This is a genomic window from Micromonospora sp. CPCC 205558 (assembly GCF_036902955.1).
GTDB lineage: Bacteria > Actinomycetota > Actinomycetes > Mycobacteriales > Micromonosporaceae > Micromonospora.
The window spans coordinates 35,057-54,419 of the sequence record NZ_JBAKHR010000011.1 but is presented as its reverse complement, the minus strand read 5'-3'; the positions used below and the strand labels follow the sequence as shown (position 1 = coordinate 54,419).

21 protein-coding genes and 2 pseudogenes are annotated in these 19,363 nt (G+C 72.3%); 12 read left to right on the top strand and 11 right to left on the bottom strand.

The window, feature by feature from the left end:
* Positions 1-57 precede the first annotated feature (57 nt).
* Positions 58-891: a phosphoribosylaminoimidazolesuccinocarboxamide synthase gene (locus V6U86_RS15165; RefSeq protein ID WP_334503523.1), complete on the top strand. Its 834-nt coding sequence runs from the start codon at positions 58-60 to the stop codon at positions 889-891.
* A gap of 94 nt (positions 892-985) precedes the next feature.
* Here V6U86_RS15165 and glpK read toward each other — a convergent pair whose 3' ends face one another.
* The gene (glpK, locus tag V6U86_RS15160) at positions 986-2,470 is read right to left on the bottom strand and encodes a glycerol kinase GlpK (RefSeq protein ID WP_334503521.1); all 1,485 of its coding nucleotides are present in this window, start codon (positions 2,468-2,470) and stop codon (positions 986-988) included.
* 102 nt (positions 2,471-2,572) lie between these two features.
* On the opposite strand from glpK, the gene V6U86_RS15155 reads away from it, so the two are divergent.
* Positions 2,573-3,511, top strand: coding sequence for a ribose-phosphate diphosphokinase (locus V6U86_RS15155; RefSeq protein ID WP_334503519.1), 939 nt, complete (start codon positions 2,573-2,575; stop codon positions 3,509-3,511).
* Positions 3,512-3,642: 131 nt separating this feature from the next.
* Here the strand turns inward: V6U86_RS15155 and V6U86_RS15150 are convergent, their stop codons facing one another.
* A complete protein-coding gene (locus tag V6U86_RS15150) occupies positions 3,643-4,098 on the bottom strand; it encodes an ATP-binding protein (RefSeq protein WP_334503517.1) in 456 nt (151 codons plus the stop codon).
* A 119-nt stretch (positions 4,099-4,217) separates the two neighbouring features.
* Between V6U86_RS15150 and macS the strand changes: the two genes are divergently transcribed.
* Together macS and V6U86_RS15140 are read left to right on the top strand one after the other, a co-directional pair.
* Positions 4,218-5,351 carry a MacS family sensor histidine kinase gene (gene macS / locus V6U86_RS15145; protein ID WP_334503514.1) on the top strand — a complete coding sequence of 378 codons (1,134 nt, stop codon included), beginning with the start codon at positions 4,218-4,220 and terminating at the stop codon, positions 5,349-5,351.
* Positions 5,352-5,365: 14 nt separating this feature from the next.
* A complete protein-coding gene (locus V6U86_RS15140; RefSeq protein ID WP_334503861.1) occupies positions 5,366-6,019 on the top strand; it encodes a response regulator transcription factor in 654 nt (217 codons plus the stop codon).
* 7 nt (positions 6,020-6,026) lie between these two features.
* Here the strand turns inward: V6U86_RS15140 and V6U86_RS15135 are convergent, their stop codons facing one another.
* From V6U86_RS15135 to V6U86_RS15125, 3 genes are all read right to left on the bottom strand, one after another.
* Positions 6,027-6,599 (bottom strand): DUF5709 domain-containing protein, encoded by a 573-nt coding sequence (locus V6U86_RS15135; RefSeq protein WP_334503512.1) that lies wholly within the window; start codon positions 6,597-6,599, stop codon positions 6,027-6,029.
* Positions 6,600-6,687: 88 nt separating this feature from the next.
* Positions 6,688-7,479: an ATP-binding protein gene (locus V6U86_RS15130; protein WP_334503510.1), complete on the bottom strand. Its 792-nt coding sequence runs from the start codon at positions 7,477-7,479 to the stop codon at positions 6,688-6,690.
* A complete protein-coding gene (locus tag V6U86_RS15125) occupies positions 7,479-8,477 on the bottom strand; it encodes an SDR family oxidoreductase (protein WP_334503508.1) in 999 nt (332 codons plus the stop codon). The genes V6U86_RS15130 and V6U86_RS15125 overlap by 1 nt, the downstream gene beginning before the upstream one ends.
* 222 nt (positions 8,478-8,699) lie before the next feature.
* Here V6U86_RS15125 and V6U86_RS15120 point away from each other — a divergent pair, with 222 nt between their 5' ends.
* Positions 8,700-9,899: a glycosyltransferase gene (locus tag V6U86_RS15120; RefSeq protein WP_334503506.1), complete on the top strand. Its 1,200-nt coding sequence runs from the start codon at positions 8,700-8,702 to the stop codon at positions 9,897-9,899.
* On the opposite strand, the pseudogene V6U86_RS15115 reads toward V6U86_RS15120, so the two are convergent.
* The 4 genes and pseudogenes from V6U86_RS15115 to aroA form a co-directional block, all read right to left on the bottom strand.
* A pseudogene (locus tag V6U86_RS15115) lies at positions 9,857-10,764 on the bottom strand (hypothetical protein). The gene V6U86_RS15120 and the pseudogene V6U86_RS15115 overlap by 43 nt on opposite strands.
* A 59-nt stretch (positions 10,765-10,823) precedes the next feature.
* Positions 10,824-11,642, bottom strand: coding sequence for a histidinol-phosphatase (gene hisN, locus V6U86_RS15110; protein ID WP_334503504.1), 819 nt, complete (start codon positions 11,640-11,642; stop codon positions 10,824-10,826).
* A 28-nt stretch (positions 11,643-11,670) separates the two neighbouring features.
* Positions 11,671-12,831 (bottom strand): ribosome small subunit-dependent GTPase A, encoded by a 1,161-nt coding sequence (gene rsgA / locus V6U86_RS15105; RefSeq protein WP_334503501.1) that lies wholly within the window; start codon positions 12,829-12,831, stop codon positions 11,671-11,673.
* Entirely contained in the window at positions 12,801-14,102 is a 1,302-nt protein-coding gene (gene aroA, locus V6U86_RS15100) for a 3-phosphoshikimate 1-carboxyvinyltransferase (RefSeq protein ID WP_334503498.1), read from the bottom strand. The genes rsgA and aroA overlap by 31 nt, the downstream gene beginning before the upstream one ends.
* A 103-nt stretch (positions 14,103-14,205) precedes the next feature.
* Here aroA and V6U86_RS15095 point away from each other — a divergent pair, with 103 nt between their 5' ends.
* The 5 genes from V6U86_RS15095 (at position 14,206) to rsrA (ending at position 17,523) form a co-directional block, all read left to right on the top strand.
* Positions 14,206-14,916, top strand: coding sequence for an SOS response-associated peptidase (locus V6U86_RS15095; protein WP_334503496.1), 711 nt, complete (start codon positions 14,206-14,208; stop codon positions 14,914-14,916).
* 195 nt (positions 14,917-15,111) lie between these two features.
* A complete protein-coding gene (locus V6U86_RS15090) occupies positions 15,112-15,504 on the top strand; it encodes a WhiB family transcriptional regulator (RefSeq protein WP_334503494.1) in 393 nt (130 codons plus the stop codon).
* A gap of 51 nt (positions 15,505-15,555) precedes the next feature.
* Positions 15,556-16,173, top strand: a complete 618-nt coding sequence (locus V6U86_RS15085) for an alpha/beta hydrolase family protein (protein ID WP_334503492.1) — start codon at positions 15,556-15,558, stop codon at positions 16,171-16,173.
* A 233-nt stretch (positions 16,174-16,406) separates the two neighbouring features.
* Entirely contained in the window at positions 16,407-17,234 is an 828-nt protein-coding gene (locus V6U86_RS15080; RefSeq protein WP_334503490.1) for a sigma-70 family RNA polymerase sigma factor, read from the top strand.
* Between the two features lies 1 nt (position 17,235).
* Positions 17,236-17,523, top strand: a complete 288-nt coding sequence (gene rsrA / locus V6U86_RS15075) for a mycothiol system anti-sigma-R factor (protein ID WP_030336658.1) — start codon at positions 17,236-17,238, stop codon at positions 17,521-17,523.
* A 132-nt stretch (positions 17,524-17,655) separates the two neighbouring features.
* Here the strand turns inward: rsrA and V6U86_RS33395 are convergent, their stop codons facing one another.
* Positions 17,656-17,730 (bottom strand): 50S ribosomal protein bL37, encoded by a 75-nt coding sequence (locus V6U86_RS33395; protein ID WP_369814844.1) that lies wholly within the window; start codon positions 17,728-17,730, stop codon positions 17,656-17,658.
* A 221-nt stretch (positions 17,731-17,951) separates the two neighbouring features.
* Between V6U86_RS33395 and V6U86_RS15065 the strand changes: the two genes are divergently transcribed.
* Complete coding sequence (locus V6U86_RS15065; RefSeq protein WP_030490397.1) at positions 17,952-18,173, top strand: biotin/lipoyl-binding carrier protein; 222 nt, start codon at positions 17,952-17,954, stop codon at positions 18,171-18,173.
* Positions 18,170-18,679, top strand: a complete 510-nt coding sequence (locus tag V6U86_RS15060) for a GNAT family N-acetyltransferase (protein WP_334503484.1) — start codon at positions 18,170-18,172, stop codon at positions 18,677-18,679. The genes V6U86_RS15065 and V6U86_RS15060 overlap by 4 nt, the downstream gene beginning before the upstream one ends.
* Here the strand turns inward: V6U86_RS15060 and V6U86_RS15055 are convergent.
* Positions 18,580-19,315 (bottom strand): annotated as a pseudogene (locus tag V6U86_RS15055) (TetR/AcrR family transcriptional regulator). The gene V6U86_RS15060 and the pseudogene V6U86_RS15055 overlap by 100 nt on opposite strands.
* Between the last annotated feature and the right edge of the window lie 48 nt (positions 19,316-19,363).

Sequence of the window (19,363 nt, the reverse complement as noted above, 5' to 3'; positions counted from 1 at the left end):
CCCTCGGCTGGGTGGTCGAATCAGGGCCTTCCCGTGTCGCGTGGTGTACTAGGGCGCGTGGAACTTCTGCACTCGGGCAAGGTCCGGGACGTCTACGCCGACGGCGACGACCTGATCCTGGTGGCCTCGGACCGCATCTCGATCTACGACGTGGCGTTGCCGACGCCGATCCCGGACAAGGGTCGCCTGCTCACCGCGCTCTCGCTCTGGTGGTTCGAGCAGCTCGCCGACCTGGTGCCGAACCACGTCATCTCGGCCACCGACGTGCCCGCCGAGTTCGCCGGGCGGGCCATCCGCTGCCAGCGGCTGGACATCATCCCGGTCGAGTGCGTCGCTCGCGGCTACCTGACTGGCGGCGGCCTGCGGGAGTACGAGCGGACCGGCGCGGTCTCCGGCGTGCCCCTGCCCCGAGGGCTGGGCGAGGCGTCGATCCTGCCCGAGCCGATCTTCACGCCGTCGAGCAAGGCGCCGATGGGCGAGCACGACGAACCCATCACGTACGACGACGTGGTGGACAAGGTGGGCGAGGCCACCGCCGAGCGGCTTCGGCAGATCACCCTCGACGTCTACCGGCGCGGCGCGGAGTTGGCCGCCGACCGGGGCATCCTGATCGCGGACACCAAGATCGAGTTGGGTTGGGCGCCGGACGGCACCCTGGTCCTCGCCGACGAGCTGCTCACCTCCGACTCGTCGCGGTTCTGGCCGGCCGAGTCGTACCAGCCGGGCCGCGTGCAGTTCTCCTACGACAAGCAGTACGTGCGGGACTGGGCCACCGGCGGCGGCTGGGACAAGCAGCCCCCCGCCCCGGACGTGCCGGCCGAGGTGGTCGAGGCGACCCGGGCCCGCTACGTCGACGTCTACGAGAAGCTCACCGGCAACCGCTGGGAGTGACCAGGACACCGCTGACAGCGCCCGGTGCCGTCCTCACCTTCGCGCCGACGGCCTGGCGCGCGTTCGTGGCATTGGTCCGCACCGGCCGCTGAGGTCAGTCCACCCAGTCCAGGGTGCGCTGCACGGCCTTGTGCCACTGGCGCAGCTCCTGCTCGCGCAGCTCCGGGGCCATGGTCGGCTCCCACTGCGCGTCGGAGCGCCACTGGGCCCGCAGGGTGGCCAGGTCCGGCCAGAAACCGACCGCCAAACCGGCCGCGTACGCGGCGCCCAGACAGGTGGTCTCGGTGATCCGGGAGCGGACCACCGGCACGTCGAGCACATCGGCGAGGAACTGCATGAGCAGGCCGTTCGCGGTCATGCCGCCGTCCACCCGCAGCCGGCGCAGCGCCACGTCCGAGTCCGCGTTCATCGCGTCGACCACCTCGCGGGTCTGCCACGCCGACGCTTCCAGCACCGCACGCGCCAGGTGCCCCTTGGTGATGTAGCCGGTCAGGCCGGCGATCACCCCACGGGCGTCGCTGCGCCAGTGCGGGGCGAACAGCCCGGAGAACGCCGGCACCACGTAGCAGCCGCCGTTGTCGTCCACGCTGCGGGCCAACTCCTCCACCTCGGCGGCCGAGGAGATCAGCCCCAGGTTGTCCCGCAGCCACTGCACCAGTGAGCCGGTGACCGCGATGGCACCTTCGAGGGCGTACGCCGGTGGTTGGTCCTTGATCCGGTAGGCGACCGTGGTGAGCAGGCCGTGGGTCGACGGCACCGGGGTGGCCCCGGTGTTGAGCAGCAGGAAACTGCCGGTGCCGTAGGTGCACTTCGCCTCGCCCGGCTGGAAGCAGGTCTGCCCGAACAGGGCGGCCTGCTGGTCGCCGAGCGCACTGGCCACCGGCACCCCGGCGAGCACCCCGCCGGCCGTGCCGTACACCTCGGCGGAGCAGCGGATCTCCGGCAGCATCGCCGCCGGAACGCCCATCGCGTCGAGCAGCTCCGGCGCCCAGTCCAGGGTGGTGAGGTCCATCAGCATGGTCCGGCTGGCGTTTGTCACGTCGGTGACGTGCTCGCCGGTCAGCTTCCAGATCAGCCAGCTGTCCATGGTGCCGAAGAGCACCTCGCCGCGCTCGGCGCGCCCGCGCAGGCCGTCCACCTCGTCGAGCAGCCAGCGCAGCTTCGGCCCGGCGAAGTAGGTGGCCAGCGGCAGGCCCGTGCGGGCCCGGAACCGCTCCTCGCCGTACGCCGAAGCGAGCTCGCGCAGCAGCGGCCCGGTCCGGGTGTCCTGCCAGACGATGGCGTTGGCCACCGGGCGGCCGGTGGCCCGGTCCCAGACGACGGTGGTCTCCCGCTGGTTGGTGATGCCGACCGCGGCCAACCCGGACGCGTCGGTGTCGGCGGCCCGCAGCGCCTCGGCGACCACCTGCTGGACGTTGTCCCAGATCTCCTCGGCGTCGTGTTCCACCCAACCCGGTCGGGGGAAGATCTGCCGGTGCTCGCGCTGGGCCACGGCGACGATGTCCCCGGCCCGGTCGAAGACGATGCACCGCGAGGAGGTGGTGCCCTGGTCGATGGCGGCGACGTACTGGGGGGTCACCGCAGCACCGTACCCGGACGGCGGCGCGGTGCGACAGGCGTGACGGTGGGGTTCCGGCCCACCGCCGTCGGGGGCCCTCCGCTTCGCCTACGATGTGCGAACGTGCGCGACATCGCAGTTTTCAGTGGAACCGCCCATCCCGACCTGGCTGCCGAGATCTGTGCTCACCTGGGGGTGCCGCTGCACCCGGTGCGGGTCTCCCGGTTCGCGAACGACTGTCTGGAAGTCCAGTTGCAGGCCAACTGCCGGGAGCGCGACGTCTTCCTGATCCAGCCGCTGGTGCCGCCGGTGCAGGAGCACCTGGTCGAGCTGCTGCTGATGATCGACGCTGCCCGAGGGGCCTCCGCCGGTCGGATCACGGTGGTGCTGCCGCACTACGCGTACGCCCGTTCGGACAAGAAGGACGCGCCGCGGATCTCGATCGGCGCGCGGCTCGTCGCTGATCTGCTCACCTCCGCCGGTGCGGACCGGGTGCTCGCGATGACCCTGCACTCGCCGCAGGTGCACGGCTTCTTCAGCGTGCCGGTGGATCATCTGCACGCGCTGCGCGAGCTGGCCACCCACTTCCGGCGTTACGACCTCAGCAACACCGTGGTGGTCTCGCCCGACCTGGGCAACGCCAAGGAGGCCGCTGCCTTCGCCCGGCTGCTCGGCACGCCGGTCGCGGCCGGGGCGAAGCAGCGGTTCAGCGATGACTTGGTCAAGATCAGCGCGGTGATCGGCGACGTGACCGACCGGGACGTCATCGTGCTGGACGACGAGATCGCCAAGGGCAGCACGGTGGTCGAGCTGATGGAGCATCTGCGCGGCCTGAAGGTCCGGTCGATCCGGCTCGCCTGCACGCACGGCCTCTTCTCCGGCGACGCGTTGCAACGGCTCAGCGACCAGGACGGCGTCCTGGAGATCGTCTGCACCAACACGGTGCCCATCCCGGCCGGCAAGCGGGTCCCCAAGTTGCAGGTCCTGTCGGTGGCCCCGGCCCTGGCCGAGGCGATGCGTCGGATCCACAACGGAGAATCCGTCTCCGCCCTCTTCGCCTGACCCGCAAGGCACCCCTCACGCTGCGCGATCTTGCAGTTTGTGTCGCCAGGATGAGCGGGTTTAGGTGATTCGTCGCGACAGTAAGTGCAAGATCGCGCGGGTGGGGTGGGGTGGGGTGGGGTGGGGTGGGTTTAGCTCGGGGTGTGGTTGTTGGTGGTCAAGCCGGTGGTGATGCGGACGGTGGTGCCGGCGGTGCTGGTGGCCACCTCCATCGCGTCGGTCAGCTCGCGGGCCAGCCAGAGCCCCCAGCCGCCGGCGGTGTCCGGGGTCGGCCGACTGCGGTCGCCCAGTCGCTGCGGGCTGATCCCGTGCCCGTGGTCGGCGATCTCGCAGACCAGCACACCCGGCTCCTGCCAGAGGCGCAGCCAGCCGCGCCCGCCGCCGTGTCGCACGGCGTTGGTGATCAGTTCGTTGATCGCGAGCACGAAGTCGTCCAGCCGTTGGCCGCTGAGGCCCGAGGCATGCGCGCAGGAGGCGACCGAGTGTCGAATCTCGGTCACCTGGGCCTGGTTGAAGGCCTCGGCGATCAGGAGGGCAGGTTCGATGGGCACAACCGTACGCGGTGCGTGCGGGTCTGCGTTCGTCATGGGCCCGTCCCGGCGGCGCATCTCGGAGTATTCGCGGCTTTTCCACCGTACGTCAGGGTTTCCCGAACCGCACTCGCTGCTCGCCGGGGGCTCCGCCCGGCTGTGGCATCCTGACCGCCATGCCGTCGCCGCCGAGTGGATTCGAGGTGCCGCTGTGGCGTGCGCTCACCGTGTTCAGACTGGCCTCCCTGGCGTACGTCTGCGCGCTCGCGGTGCGCGACGCCGACCGGTACGCCCACCCGTACGCCGTCGGCGCCCTGATCCTGCTGATGATCGTCTGGACCGGGGCGACAGCGATCGGATACGCCCGGCCGGCCTGGCGGCGGTGGCCGCTGCTGCTGGCCGACCTCGGCGTGGTGGTGGCCATCGTGCTGGCCACCCCGTGGGTGGTCGGTCGGACGGCGCTCAGCCACGGCGTACCCACCCTCGGGGTGGCCTGGATGGCCGGCCCGGTGCTGGCCTGGGCTGTCTCCGGTGGCCGCCGGCGGGGCACGGTCGCCGCGCTGCTGGTCGCCGGTGCGGACCTGGCCACCCGGGAGCGGATCGGCCAGTCCTCGTTCACCGGGGTGATCCTGATGCTGCTCGCCGGAGTGGTGGTCGGGCACGTGGCCCGGCTCGCGGCGACCGCCGAGGAGCGGCTGCAACGGGCGGTGGAACTGGAGGCCGCCACCCGGGAGCGGGAGCGGCTGGCCCGTGACATTCACGACTCGGTTCTCCAGGTGCTGGCGCTGGTGCAGCGGCGCGGCGCCGACCTGCCCGGGGAGGCCGGCGAGTTGGCCCGGCTGGCCGGCGAGCAGGAGGTTGCGCTGCGGGCGCTGATCGCCGGTGTCAGCCCGGCCGACGCCAGCCTCTCGGACAGCGGCGAGGCGGTGGACCTGCGGACCCTGCTCGGGCGGTACGCCTCGGCGGCGGTGGCGCTCTCCGCCCCGGCCACCCCGGTGCCGCTGCCCCGACGGGTGGCCGGAGAGTTGGCCGCCGCGACCGGCGCGGCCCTGGACAACGTGGGACGGCACGCCGGTGGGCGGGCCTGGGTGCTGATCGAAGACGAGGGGGCGACGGTGACCGTGTCGATCCGCGACGAGGGGCCGGGCATCCCGGACGGCCGGCTGGCCGAGGCGGCCGCCCAGGGTCGGCTCGGTGTGACCCAGTCGATCCGGGGGCGGGTGGCCGACGTGGGCGGGACGGTCCGGATCGTGTCCGCACCCGAGGCGGGCACCGAGATCGAACTGAGCGTGCCGAGGTCACCGCGGTGAACCCGATCCGGGTGATGGTGGTGGACGACCATCCGATGTGGCGCGAGGGGGTGGCCCGCGACCTGACCGAGGCCGGTTTCCTGGTGGTGGCGACCAGCGGCGAGGGGCGACAGGCCATTCGGGTGGCCGCCGCCGCCCGGCCCGACGTCGTCGTCCTCGACCTGCAACTACCGGACATCTCCGGCGTCGAGGTGATCCTGGGCCTGCGCGCGGCGCTGCCCGCCGTGCGGGTGCTGATGCTCAGCGCCAGCGGCGAACAGCAGAGCGTGCTGGACGCGGTCAAGGCCGGGGCAACCGGTTACCTGGTGAAGTCGACAGCGCCCGCCGAGTTCCTGGAGGCGGTCCACCGCACCGCGGCCGGCGAGGCGGTCTTCACCCCCGGCCTGGCCGGGCTGGTGCTCGGTGAGTACCGCCGGCTGGCCGCCGGACCGGGGCGGGGGACCGGCCGGGCCGGCGCTGCCGAACCCGCGACGCCCCAGCTCACCGAACGGGAGACGGAGGTGCTGCGGCTGGTGGCGAAGGGGATGTCGTACAAGCAGATCGCCCAGCGGCTCGGCCTGTCGCACCGCACCGTGCAGAACCACGTGCAGAACACCCTGGGCAAGCTGCAACTGCACAACCGGGTCGAGCTGACCCGGTACGCCATCGAACGCGGCCTGGACGACTGAACGGACGTCAGACCGAGCGCGGCGGCTCCGTCTCGTGGATGGCCAACTCCTCGGCTGTCGCTCCGCCCCCGGCCGATCCGGCGTCGTACGCCACCGAGTCGGTCTCCTGGTCGGTGTGCGACCCCTCGTCCGGTTCCACCAGCCGGCCCACTGTGGCGTCGGCGGGTGTGCCGAGCTGACCGTGGTCGTAGAGGGAGACGGGTGAGTTCGGGTCCGAGGTCGGCCCCGGATCCATCACGTCGGCGTCCAGCTGAGCCTCCGCAGCGGCTTCCAGATTGTCCGCCTCGAAGGCGATCTTCGGGTCGATCGTGCCGGCCAGTGGGTCGTCCGCCGGGCGCTCGTAGACCTCACGGTCGAGCTTGTAGTCCAACGACTCACCGTCGAGTTGCTCCTCGGCGGTCGTTCCGAACCGGTCCACCGCCACCGGCGTGCGGTCGCCGGGCAGCTGTGCCGGGTCCGGCCCGTCCGCCTCCCGCCCGGTGAGGACGTCGTCGTTGGCGGTCGAGTCGTCATCGGCGGTGTCGGGCAGCCCTTGCGCCTCGGTGTCGGACACGGGGGTCGGGTACTCGTTGTCGCGCATGTCTGATCACTACCCGCTGCCCTCCCGCCATAACCGGGTGAGCTTCGGCGTTACGGCGCCGAACCGGGCACCGACGGCGAAAGCCCGCTCAGGTGGGTTCGTCGTCCGGGTGCAGCACACACCAGACGACCTTCCCGTCCGGTACGGCGCTGCTGCCCCAGCGACGGGTCACCGTGTCGATCAGCAGCAGGCCCCGGCCGCCGGCCTGGGTCGGCGGGGACACCCCGGCGAACGCCGGGCGGCGGGGGGAGTGGTCGCGAACCGCCAGGTGCAGGGTGGTCTCCTGGGGCGCCAGCCGAACCGTCATCGGGGTCTGGGCGTGCGCCACCACGTTGTTGACCAGTTCGGTGATCGCGATGCACGCCGGGTCGGCGAGGGTCGGCATGCCCCACCGCTCGCACCCGGTGGTGACCAACTCGCGTGCCTGCCGGGCGGCTCCCACCTCCGGGGCCAGTTCGGCGGTGAGCACCGCCGCCAGAGGTGTCGCCGCGACCGCGGCCAGCGCGCCGTCGAGCGTCGGCCAGGCCGGCACGCCGGCGAGCGCGGGATCCGGGTGGGCGGACGTCGCCACCGCCGGGTCACACAGCAGCAGATCCGCTGCGGGCCAGTCGGCGACCTCCCGGCGAATGTCGGCGAAGACGCCCCGCCCGGCCGGGTCGACGACCCGCAGGCCGCTCACGTCGGCCACCACCGGACCGGGCCGGTCCGCGAGGCGGCCGAGCAGCGCGCCGCGTACCGCCTCCGCTCCAGCGGCATCGAGCACACCGGTCAGCCGGACCACCGCCGACGACTCGTCGACTTCCACGAGACAACTCGCCATGATCGCCCCATTGTGCGTGCCGGTGACGGTCAGCGCATTCGGGCGCTCGACATCGGCCATCAGCGGTCCGACCGGGATCGGCGGCTGAAGGCCGCCAGGGTGCCGACAGCGGTGCCGGCGGCGGCCAGACCGAACGCGGCGGTCATCCGCACCAACTGCCGCCGTCGACCGTGCCAGCCGCCGTCCTGACGTGCCTGAGCATCGGCGTGGAACACATTGCCACTGCTGTCCACCCGGGCGCCCGGCCCGAACTGGGTGCGGTGCGCGTACCAGCCGAGGGCGCGCTCCACCAGCGTTGGCGCCAGCCGCCACTGCAGGCCCATCAACCGGGCCGCGCCACCGGCGTACGCCTCGCGGCGGGGCCGGCGCAGCAGCCGGACAATGGTTTCGGCGACCACCTCCGGCGGGTAGATCGGGGGCGGCGGCACCAGCTCCCGGCCGCTGTGGTTGCCGCTGTGCCGAAAGAACGGGGTGTCGATCGTGGCCGGCAGCACGGTGCAGATGGAGATGTGCCCCCGACCGGTGACCCGCAGCTCCTGTCGGACGGTGTCGGCCAGCCCTCGGATGCCGTGCTTGGCGGCGTTGTACGCCGACTGGTACGGCATGGCCACCTCGGCCAGCACCGAGGCGTTGTTGACCAGCACACCGCCGCCGGCGGCGCCCAGGTAGGGCATGGCCGCCTTGATGCCGTGCACCGCCCCGAGCAGGTTGACCTCCAGCACCCGACGGAACTCGGCGACCGGGATCTCGTCGAACAGACCCACGGCGCTGACCGCGGCGTTGTTCACCCAGGCGTCGATCCGGCCGAACTCGGCCGCCGCCTGGTCGGCCAGTCGCCGCACCGACTCCAGTTCGGTCACATCGGTCGGTACGGCCAGCGCCTGACCGCCCAACTCCCGGCAGCGCTGGGCGACCTGTCGCAGGGCGGGCTCACTGCGGGCGGCCAGCACGACGGCGGCACCCCGGCGGGCCAATGCGTACGCGGTCGCCGTGCCGATCCCGCTGGATGCGCCGGTGATCACCACGGTCGAATCGTCGAGGCTGCGGGTCAGCGGCATTTCTGAGCGGTACCCCCGGCCGGACCTGGTCACACCACCGAGAGCCTGTCGATCATCGTCGACCCGTACGGTCGTGTCGCCTGTGCTTGCCGTGGCGCAAGTGTCGGTGGAAGTCGCGCGGACTCTTCCTGATCTGTCAGGTTTCGGCTCAGCGTCGCGGGGTTAATGGGACGCTCTGACCGGGAGGACCACCGCCGAGGAAAGATCGCAGGGAGGTGACCCATGCGCGTCGGCCTCGTCTGCGCGCACGCCAGTTCGTACCGCCACGCCGACGGCCCACCGGTCGGTACCCGACAACACATCGCCAGGGTCGCGGCGGAGTTGGCCGAGCGCGGCCATGACGTCCGGCTCTACGTCCGCCGGGACGACCCGGCGGTGCCGGCGACGATGAACGTCGACGGCTACCAGGTGCACCAGGTGCCCGCCGGCCCGCCCACCCCACTGCCCACCGCCGAGCTGATCCCGTACGTGACGGAGGTCGGCCGTTGGCTGGCCGACGACTGGTCGGGTGCCTGGCGGCCCGAGGTGGTGCACGGGCACTACTGGGTCGGTGGCCTGGCCGCCGCACACGCCGTTCGCGAGACCGACATACCGGTGGTGCAGACGTTCCATTCGCTCGGCATCGAGCAGTTGCGTCACCTGGGCGGTCACTACGACGGGCCGGGCCAGCGGATCACGCTGGAGCGCGCGTTGACCCGGGCGGTCGACATCGCCGTGGCCCAGTCCAACGACGAGGTCGACGAGCTGACCCGGATGGGTCTGCAACGCAGTTCGGTCGCGTTGGTGCCGGCCGGCGTCGACATCGACCTGTTCCATCCCGATGGCGAGGCCGCGCCGCGCGAACAGCGGTCCCGCATCCTCTCGGTGGGCTCGCTCGCCGCCGGGCACGGCCAGGAGGACCTGATCCGGGCGATGCGGCTGGTCGGCGACGCCGAGTTGGTGATCGCCGGTGGGCCACCGGCCGACCAGTTGACCAACCACGCCGAGGCGCGACGGCTGCGCGAGCTGGCCGAACAGATCGGCGTCGTCGACCAGGTACGGCTCGTCGGGGCGGTGCCGCACGACCAGATGGCCACCTGGTACCGGTCGGCGGACGTGGTCGCCTGCACGCCGCACTACTCCTCGGCCGGGCGGGTGTCGCTGGAGGCGATGGCCTGCGGGGTGCCGGTGGTCGGCTACGCGATGGGCGGCCTGGCGGACGCCGTCGTCGACGAGGTCACCGGCCGCCTGGTGCCCCCCGGTGACGTACGCGCACTCGGCGTGTCGCTGCGCCGCCTGCTCGGCGACAACGCCGGCCGGTTCGCGTACGGACACGCCGCGGTGGACCGGGTGCGCAGCAGCTACACCTGGGAGCGGACAGCCGGCGCGTTGGAGCGCCTCTACGAGCGGGTGGTGAGCCGGCGCAAGCCGGTCGAGGCCTGAGCTGCGCCAGTCAGCCGGGCCGGCCGGCGCCGACCATGGCGTGGTCCCGACGGGCTGCCACCGAACGCTGCTGCTGCGGTTCGGCGTACCGGGTCAGGCCGATCACCGCGGCCAGGGTGACCAGGAAGCCGGCCGCGGCCAGCCACTCCCGCCCCGGCCAGATCTTGTCGTTGAGCAGCAGCAGGCCGACGATCGCTGCCGGCACCGCGCCGGCCGCGTCCATCGCGGCGACCGCGGCTGTCGTCGAGCCGCGCTGCATAGCCAGGCCGAGCAACAGCTGACCGACGATCGAGTGGGCGATCAGCAGGTAGAACAGCGGGTCGGCGAGGAACGCCTCGGCGGACGGCGCGGACGCCAGTGGCCGGGCGGCGACCGCGGCCGAGCTGAACGCGAGCCCGGCCAGTGAGCCGAGGGCCACCGAACCCGGCGCCCCGTGCAGCCGCACGGCGAAGACACCGAGCACCGCGATCACGCCGAGCGCCACCAGCAGGGCGATCGAGCCGGCGGGGCCGAGCTGCTTCGACGGCGCCGGCCGGGCGGACAGCACCAGCGCGGTGATGCCCGCGAAGAGCAGCGCCAGCAGCACCACCTCCGCCGCCGGTAGCCGCCACTTCAACACCAGCACCCCGAGGATGGCGGTCACCCCGAGCCCGGCGGCCACGCTGGCCTGCACGAGGAAGAGCGGCAGGTCCCGTCGGGCCAGGAAGGCGAGCACGAAACCGCCGATCTGACAGCTGAGGCCGACCAGGTACGTCCGGTGCCCGGCGAGGCGCAGCAGCAGGCCCGGATCGAAGGTGTGGTGGACCGTGGTGCGGGCCGCCGCCACCGACTGGAGCAGGTTGGCGAAGCCGTACGCGACGATCATCGCCGCGAGGAAGCACCAGCCGGAGGAGACCACCTGGCGAGGATAGAGGTTGCCGGGGGTCAGCGCGCGGCTGGCCGATCGAGGCGGGCGAGGATGTCGGCGTGCAGCACACCGTTGGTGGCCACCGCGCTGCTGTCGGTGCCCGCAGCGTCGGCCGGGGCCGGTCGACCCGACAGATCCGTGACCGTGCCACCCGCCTCCGTGATGATGGGCACCAAGGCCGCCACGTCCCACAGGGACAGCTCCGGCTCGGCCATCACGTCGAGTGCCCCCTCGGCCAACAGCATGTAGCCGTAGAAGTCGCCGTACGCCCGGCTGCGCCAGCTGTCCCGCATCAGGTCGAGCACCGCGTCGAGCCGCCCGGCGTCCTCCCACCCGTTCAGTGAGGAGTAGCAGAAGCTGGCGTCGGCGACCTCCCGCACCGCGGAGACGCTGATCCGTTCGCCGGCCGCAGGGCCCGGCCCGGCGTACGCGCCCGCGCCCGCGCTGGCCCACCAGCGTCGTCCGAGCGCTGGTGCGGACACCACGCCGACCGCCGGCCGGTCGCCGTCGTAGAGCGCGATCAGGGTGGCCCAGATCGGCACGCCACGGACGAAGTTCTTGGTGCCGTCGATCGGGTCGATGATCCACCGGCGGCCGTTCGGGTCCGTCGACGGCTGCGCGCCGTACTCCTCACCGAGCAGCCCGTCGGCCGGCCGGTGCTCGGCCAGCAGGGCCCGGATCTCCCGCTCCACGGCGGTGTCCGCGTCGGAGACCGGCGTCAGGTCGGGCTTCGCCTCGACGCGCAGGTCGAGCGCGCGGAACCGGGCCGTGGCGATGGCGTCGGCCCGGTCGGCGAGCAGGTGGGCGAGGGTGAGGTCGTCGGCGTACCCGGTCATGCCGGCAACCTAGCCCACGCCCGTCGGGTCACTCGTCGGGCCCGCGCCGGTCACCCTCGCCAGGCCCGCGCTGGTCACTGTCGCCGCGCGAGTCACCCTCGCCGGCGCGGGAGGCGAGCAACCGGCGGTACGAGGCCAGCCGGCGTGGGTCGGCCTTACCGGCGGCGACCCAGGCGTCCAGCCCGCAGTCGGCCTCGTCGGCCGTGTGCGGGCAGTTCGGTGGGCAGTCGACGGTGCCCTCGACCAGGTCCGGAAAGCCGTGCAGCAGGCTGTCGGCCGAGACGTGCGCCAACCCGAAGCTGCGGATGCCCGGGGTGTCGATGATCCAGCCCGGGTCGGTATCGATCCCGGGCACCGGCGGCAGCCGCAGCGCCACCGCGCTGGTCGAGGTGTGCCGGCCCCGGCCGATCGCGCTGACCACGCCGACCGCGCGCAGCGCGTCCGGAACGAGGCGGTTGACCAGCGTCGACTTGCCCACCCCGGAGTGCCCGACCAACACCGACACCTTGCCGCTCAACAGCGCACGGAGCGCGTCGAGGTCGGAGTCGGGACGGTTGAGCACGTACGGCAGCTCCAGCTCGGTGTAGTAGCCCAGCACCTCCTCCGGCCCGGCCAGGTCGGCCTTGGTGAGGCAGAGCAGCGGCTCGACGTCCGCGTCGTACGCGGCCACCAGGCAGCGGTCGATGAACCCGGTGCGCGGCGGTGGGTCGGCCAGCGCGCTGACGATCACCAACTGGTCGGCGTTGGCCACCACCACCCGTTCCAGCCGACCCTCGGCGGTGGTCTCGTCGTCGTCGGCGGTACGCCGCAGCACCGAGCGGCGCTCGGCGATCCGGACGATGCGGGCGAGCGCGCCCTCCGCGCCGGACGTGTCGCCGACCAGACTGACCCGGTCACCGACCACCACCGACTTGCGGCCCAGCTCGCGGGCCCGCATCGCGGTGACCGTTGGCAGCTCGGCGCCGACCACGCCGCGCTCGGCCCCGGACAGCACACAGGTGTAGCGACCCCGGTCGACGGCGATGACGAACCCGTCGACCGCGTCGGCGTGCTGCGGGCGGGTGCGCGTACGCGGGCGCGACGACTTTCCGGGCCGGACCCGTACGTCGTCCTCGTCGTACTCCCGCCGTTTGGTCGCCAGGACGTTCCTCCGTCGCGTCAGCTCTTGCCGGTCACCATCGCTGACCATAGTGCCGGGAATTCGGGCATCGTCTTGGAGGTACACCCCACGTCGTCCACCTCGATGCCCGGAACGGCGAGCCCGGCCACCGCGGCGGCGTGCGCCATCCGGTGGTCGTGGTAGGTGCGGAAGATCCCGCCGCGCAGCGGGCGGGGGCGGATCTCCAACCCGTCCGGTGTTTCGGTGATGTCCGCCCCGAGGCCGCCGAACTCCCGCGCGAGCGCGGCGAGCCGGTCGGTCTCGTGGCCCCGGATGTGCCCGACGCCGGTGAAGACCGACGGCGAGTCGGCCAGCATGGCCAGCGCGGTCAGCACGAGGGTCAGCTCGCCGACGTCGGACAGGTCGGCGGTCAGGCCGTGCACCACGCCGGTGCCCCGCACTGTCAGCCCGTCGGTGGAGAGGGTGACCTCGCCGCCCATCCGTTGCAGCAGCGAGCGGAGCTGCTCGACCGGCTGCGCGCTGCTGTGCGGCCAGCCCTGCAGGGTCACCTCACCGCCGGTGACCAGGGCGGCGGCGAAGAACGGCACCGCGCCGGAGAGGTCCGGCTCGATCTCCCAGCCACGCCCGGTGAGCGGGCCGGGCTCGACGGCCCAGACGTCGGGGGTGCTGTCGTCGACCGCCGCGCCGGCGGCCCGCAGCATCTGCACGGTCATCCGCAGGTGCGGCGCGGACGGCACCGGCGGGCCGACGTGGCGCACCACGACACCCCGGTCGAAGCGCGGGGCGGCCAGCAACAACCCGGAGACCAGCTGGCTGGAGGCGGACGCGTCGATCACCACCTCGCCGCCGGTGATCCGGCCGGTGCCGAGCACGGTCAGCGGCAGGCTGCCGGTGCCGGTGACGTCGATCCGGACGCCCAGCGAGCGCAGCGCGTCGACCAGCGGGCCGAGCGGCCGGGTGCGGACGTACGGGTCACCGTCGAAGGTGACCTGCCCGTCGGCCAGGCCCGCCACCGGCGGCACGAACCGCATCACGGTGCCGGCCAACCCGACGTCGACGTGGGCGGGGCCGACCAGCGGGTGCGGTCGGACCAGCCAGCGCTCGTCGTCGCTGATCGAGACGTGTGCGCCCATCGCCCGCAGGCCGGCGGCCATCAACTCGGTGTCGCGGGCGCGCAGTGGCCGGGCCAGCGTCGACGGGCCGGCAGCCAAGGCGCTGAGCACCAGGGCGCGGGCCGTCATCGATTTGGAACCGGGCAGGCGCAGCGTCGCCGCCACCGGGTCGGATGCGGTCGGTGCGGTCCACGGCTGCGGCGGCCGGGTCGCGGTCAGGTTCCCCACGGTTACATTCTGCCGTGTCGGCGGGTGGGCGGCGGCAACCGGCGTTCGCACTCCCGGTTGGCGGGACAGCCGACGAGGCCTCCGACGCGTTAGCGTGTTCCCCATGTGCGGCAGGTACGCGACGACCCGGAGCTCCGGCGAGCTGAGCGCGCTGTTCGAGTCGTCCGACGACTCCGACGGCCTGGTCCGGGCCGATCACAACGTCGCGCCGACCGACCCGGTGCCGCTGGTCCGGCTCACTCCGGAGGGGCACCGCAGCCTCTGTGTCGGCCGCTGGGGTCTGCTGCCGCACTGGTCCCGGTCCGCCTCGGGAGCCGCCCGCATGATCAACGCGCGTGCGGAGACGGTGGCCACCAGTCGGGCGTACGCGGGCTCCTTCTCCCGTCGCCGCTGCCTGGTGCCGGCCGACGGCTGGTACGAGTGGGTCCGGCTGCCCGACGGCGGCCGACAGGCGTACTTCATGACCCCTCGCGACGGTTCGGTGCTCGCTCTGGCCGGCATCTGGTCGGTCTGGGAGTCCGACGTCGAGACCCGACTCACCTTCAGCGTGCTGACGACCGCGGCACTCGGCGACCTGGCCGACGTGCACGACCGGATGCCGGTGCTGCTGCCACCCGGGCGTTGGGCGTCGTGGCTCGCGCCGACCGACGAGCCGGGGCGGCTGCTCACTCCGGCGTCGGCGGAGCAGTTGGCGGGGCTGGAGATCCGCCCCGTCGGTGCGGCGGTGGGAGACGTTCGCAACGACGGGCCGCAACTGACCGCCCGGGTAGCGGTGGCGCCGACGGTGACACCGCAGGAGTTGACCCTGTTCTGACGTTTCCCCGCATCGTTGGCCGCCGATTTGCCGGGGTTCCGTGCATTCGTCTCCCGACTGTTCGGTCAGGTTCCCGGCAGACCCTTGTCCCGGTGTTGCCAAGTGCGATAGAACACAGCGCCGGTAGTGGTCATCGATTCGCACGGGGCGGACGACGTCCACAGTTCTTGCCGGTCCCACGGGGGAGGTGGGCGGATGACACGGGCACGTATGCCGCGTCCGCACGAGGTGGCGGCGGCGCGGCGGGATCCGCGACTGCTGCGGGCCGTGCGAGAACGGCAACAGGACGACGCGTGGCGCACCAGAGGCACCTGCCAGAGCGTCGATCCGGAGACATTCTTTCCAGCACCGAACGAGCCGGCGGACGCCGCCGTCGCGCTGTGCCGAAGTTGTGATGTGCAGGGGTCCTGCCTGGCCTGGGCCCTCGATGTCGGCGACTGCCATGGCGTCTGGGGCGGCACCACGCCGCGGGAACGACGGGCGATGCTGGTCGCCTGGCGTGGCGAGGTCGACCCCGACCCGGACGCCATCGACGACGCCGGCCCACCGGTGCGCGATCGCCTGCTCACCCTGGTCCCGCTGAGCTGATCGGCGGCCGGGTTCGCACCCGTCGCCCGACCGGCGGCGCAGAATGGGCCGGTGCCAGCCAGCAACGAAATCGACACCCCGCGCGGTCCGGCGCGCATCGACACCGACCTGCCGGTCCACCCGGCGACCGCCCTGCTCGTGCTCGGGCACGGCGCGGGCGGCAGCGTCGACGCTCCCGACCTGCTCGCGGTCCGGGACGCGTCGGTCGCGGCCGGCCTGGCCGTGGTCCGGGTGACCCAGCCCTACCGGGTCGCCGGTCGACGCGCGCCGGCACCGGCGGGTCACCTCGACGAGGCCTGGGCGGCCGTGCTCGGCGTGCTGCGTGACCGGCACGCCGACGTGCCGACGGTGGTGGTCGGTGGGCGTTCCAGTGGCGCGCGGGTGGCCTGCCGGACGGCCCGTGCGGTGGGCGCGGCGGGCATCGTCGCCCTGGCCTTCCCGCTGCACCCACCCGGCCGGCCGGAACGCTCACGGGCCGCCGAACTGGACACTGGTCTGCCGACGTTGGTCGTCAACGGCGACCGGGACCCGTTCGGGACGCCGGAGCCGGGGCCGGCCGTGCAGGTGGTGAGCCGTCCCGGCGAGACGCACGATCTGCGTCGGGATCCGGCCGGCACCGCCGCCGCCGTGCGCGACTGGCTGGAAGCCCAGGGCTGGGCGGCCGGCTGACCCGTCGTGCCCCGGCTCGCCGGGGCACCGTTTCCGGCGCGGGCACGGGTCGTTGCATCCGATGGTGCCGCCGGTCCGATCAATGCCGGTGACACCAGTCCTCCCAGGCCCTTCCTGGTCCCAGCGCCGGCCGCCGTCGGGGCCGGGACCAGGAACGGGAGGCCGGCCGGAATGCCCCACAGGTCATCTCGCGTTACAACCCGCGGACGACTTTTCTGCGAGGGGGGTGACCGGTGCCAACCGAGACACGAAGCCTGGAACGGGATGAACGGGACGCCCGGCAGCTGAAGCAGCTGCTGGATGGCCCGGAGTGGCCCGCGACGGCGGGACCGGGCGGGGTGGGTGCGGTGAGCACGGGCACACCAGCCGGAAGTGAATCTGCGGGTAGGTCCGTGCGCGTATCCTCGGCGGGAAAGCATCCGACGCGAGGGGATGTGCGGTTGACCACCGAGAAGACGGACGAGCGCAGGGCCCGATTCGAGCGGGACGCGATGCCATTCGTCGATCAGCTCTACGCTGCTGGGCTGCGAATGACACGCAACCCGGCGGATGCCGAGGACCTGGTCCAGGAGACGTACCTGAAGGCGTACGCGGCCTTCCACCAGTTTGAGCAGGGCACGAACCTGAAGGCCTGGCTCTACCGGATCCTGACCAACACCTACATCAACTCCTACCGCAAGCGGCAGCGCCAGCCGATCCAGGCGCCCACGGAGGAGATCACCGACTGGCAGCTCGCCGAGGCCGAGTCGCACACCTCAAGTGGGTTGCGCTCCGCCGAGACGGAGGCACTGGACCGGCTGCCGGACAGTGACGTCAAGGAGGCCCTCCAGCAGTTGCCGGAGGAGTTCCGCCTGGCCGTCTACCTCACCGATGTCGAGGGCTTCTCCTACAAGGAGGTCGCGGACATCATGGGCACGCCGATCGGCACCGTGATGTCGCGTCTGCACCGTGGCCGTCGTAATCTGCGCAAGCTGCTCGAGCGCTACGCGGGGGAGCGGGGCTTCAGTGCGGCCCGCTCGGCGAAGGGCTCGACCGCCGCCGCTGCCGGCCGGGAGGTGTGACGTGAGCTGTGGGGAGCCGCACGAGACGGACTGCCGCGAAGTTCTCGCGGAGGTGTATCTCTACCTGGATCTGGAGTGCGCCGACGAGCGTCGCTCGCTGATCCGGCACCACCTCGACGAGTGCGGGCCCTGCCTGCGCGAGTACGGGCTGGAGCAGGAGGTGCGGGCGCTGGTGGCGCGTTGCTGTGGCAACGAGACCGCGCCGGACGAGCTGCGCGAGCGGCTGCGGGTCAAGCTCACCGAGTTGGTGGTCTTCGAGACCAGCGACTCCCGTGAGCTGGCCGACTGAGCGTCTGAGCTGCCGACCGAGCGTCGGCGCGAGCTGGCAAGACCGGTGGCCCGGGTCGATGTCGACCCGGGCCACCGGTGTACCCGGCCTCGGCCGGCTGAGCGGCGACGGGCAGCCGGCCCGTCGACCCGTTCAGGAGTTGGGACGCTTGCCGTGGTTCGCGGCGCTCTTCTTACGGGCCTTCTTCTTCCGGGACTTCTTCGCCATGCTGACCTCCTCGTGATGGGTCGGATCCGTCCTGCGCACGACCTCGGCGCCGATGCAGCCACCGGCGGTCCGGCGTCGGGTCCGACCCGCTGATGGTAGTGCGGTCGACACCCGCCGCCTTCCCCAGGGCGGGCCTGCCATCCCGGCTGCGCCGCTGCGCGCCCACCACGGGTCGACGCATGATTGGATACACCGGCAGGCACGTCGCGAAGAGGGAGGGCCTGGACATGGCCGAGGAGATCCGCGCCGAGATGGTGGCCAACGTCTGGAAGGTCGTCGCCACGGCGGGTGACACGGTGGCCGAGGGTGACACCCTGGTGATCCTCGAGTCGATGAAGATGGAGATCCCGGTCATCGCCGAGTCCGACGGTGTGCTCCAGCAGCTCGCCGTGCACGAGGGCGACGTCGTGCAGGACGGTGACCTGATCGCAGTGATCGCTTGACCGGGTTGCGGGTCCGTCCGGCGGAGCGCGCCGACTTCCCGGCGGTGGCCCGGCTGACCGTGGCCGCGTACGAGGCGGACGGCCAGCTCAAGGGCGAACACGGGTACGGCGAGGTGCTGGCCGATGTGTCGACCCGAGCGGCCAGCGGCGAGGTGCTGGTCGCGGTCGACGAGGTGACCGAGGCGGTGCTCGGCTCGGTCACGTTCGTACTGCCGGGCACTCCGTTCGCGGAGCTGTCCGGGCCGGGCGAGGCGGAGTTCCGGATGCTCGCTGTCGACCCGGGCGCTCAGGGGCGGGGTGTCGGCGCCGCGTTGGTCGAGGCATGTGTCGACCGGGCGACCGAGTTGGGTTGCACGGCGGTGGTGATCTGCGTCCGGGCCGGGATGGCCGATTCGGCGCACCGGCTCTACTCGCGGCGTGGGTTCGTCCGTTTTCCGGAGAAGGACTGGTCACCGCTGCCGGGCGTGGACCTGCTCGGCCTGCGCCTGGAGCTGACGCGCGGCTGAGCCGTCGACCGGCGGGCCGGGCTGAGCCGTCGACCGACGGGCCGGGCTGAGCCCGGGTCAGGCGCCGGGCTGTGTGCCGATGGCGGCCAGCAGTTCGTCGGCCACCTCCAGCGCGAGCTTGCGGCGTTCGTCGTCGGTGATGTGCGGCGCGCGTACCGCGAACCAACTGGTGTGCACCGCGAACAGGGACAGCACGGCGCGCAGTTGGGCGGCGGGGGAGTCGTCGCCCCGGCAGAGCGCCTCGGCCAGCTCCATCATGCGTCCGCGCATCTTCTGGCCGGAGGAGAGGCTCTTCAGCGCGGTCTGGTTCTGCTCGAAGAAGCGCATCACCGACGGCTGGGTGCCGTCGAACATCGTGTCGGCGTACCGGGAGATCAGCTCGCGCCGGGTGGCCAGGGTGGCGGGCTGGGTGGCGGCCCAGGCGGTCAGCGCGTCCATCCGCTCCAGTCGGTCCTCGACGAAGCTGGCGACGATGTCGTCCTTGCTCTTGAAGTGGTAGTAGAGCGCGGCCTTGGTGACGTTGAGGCGTTCGGCGATTTCTCGGAGCGAGGTCTTCTCGTACCCCTGCTCGGTGAAGAGTTCGAGCGCGACGGCCTTGATCCGTTCCCGCGTTCCGCCGCCTGTGCTCTCGCTCACCCACGCCCTCCAATTGGCTTGACCGTTCCTCGTACCCAACTTACCGTG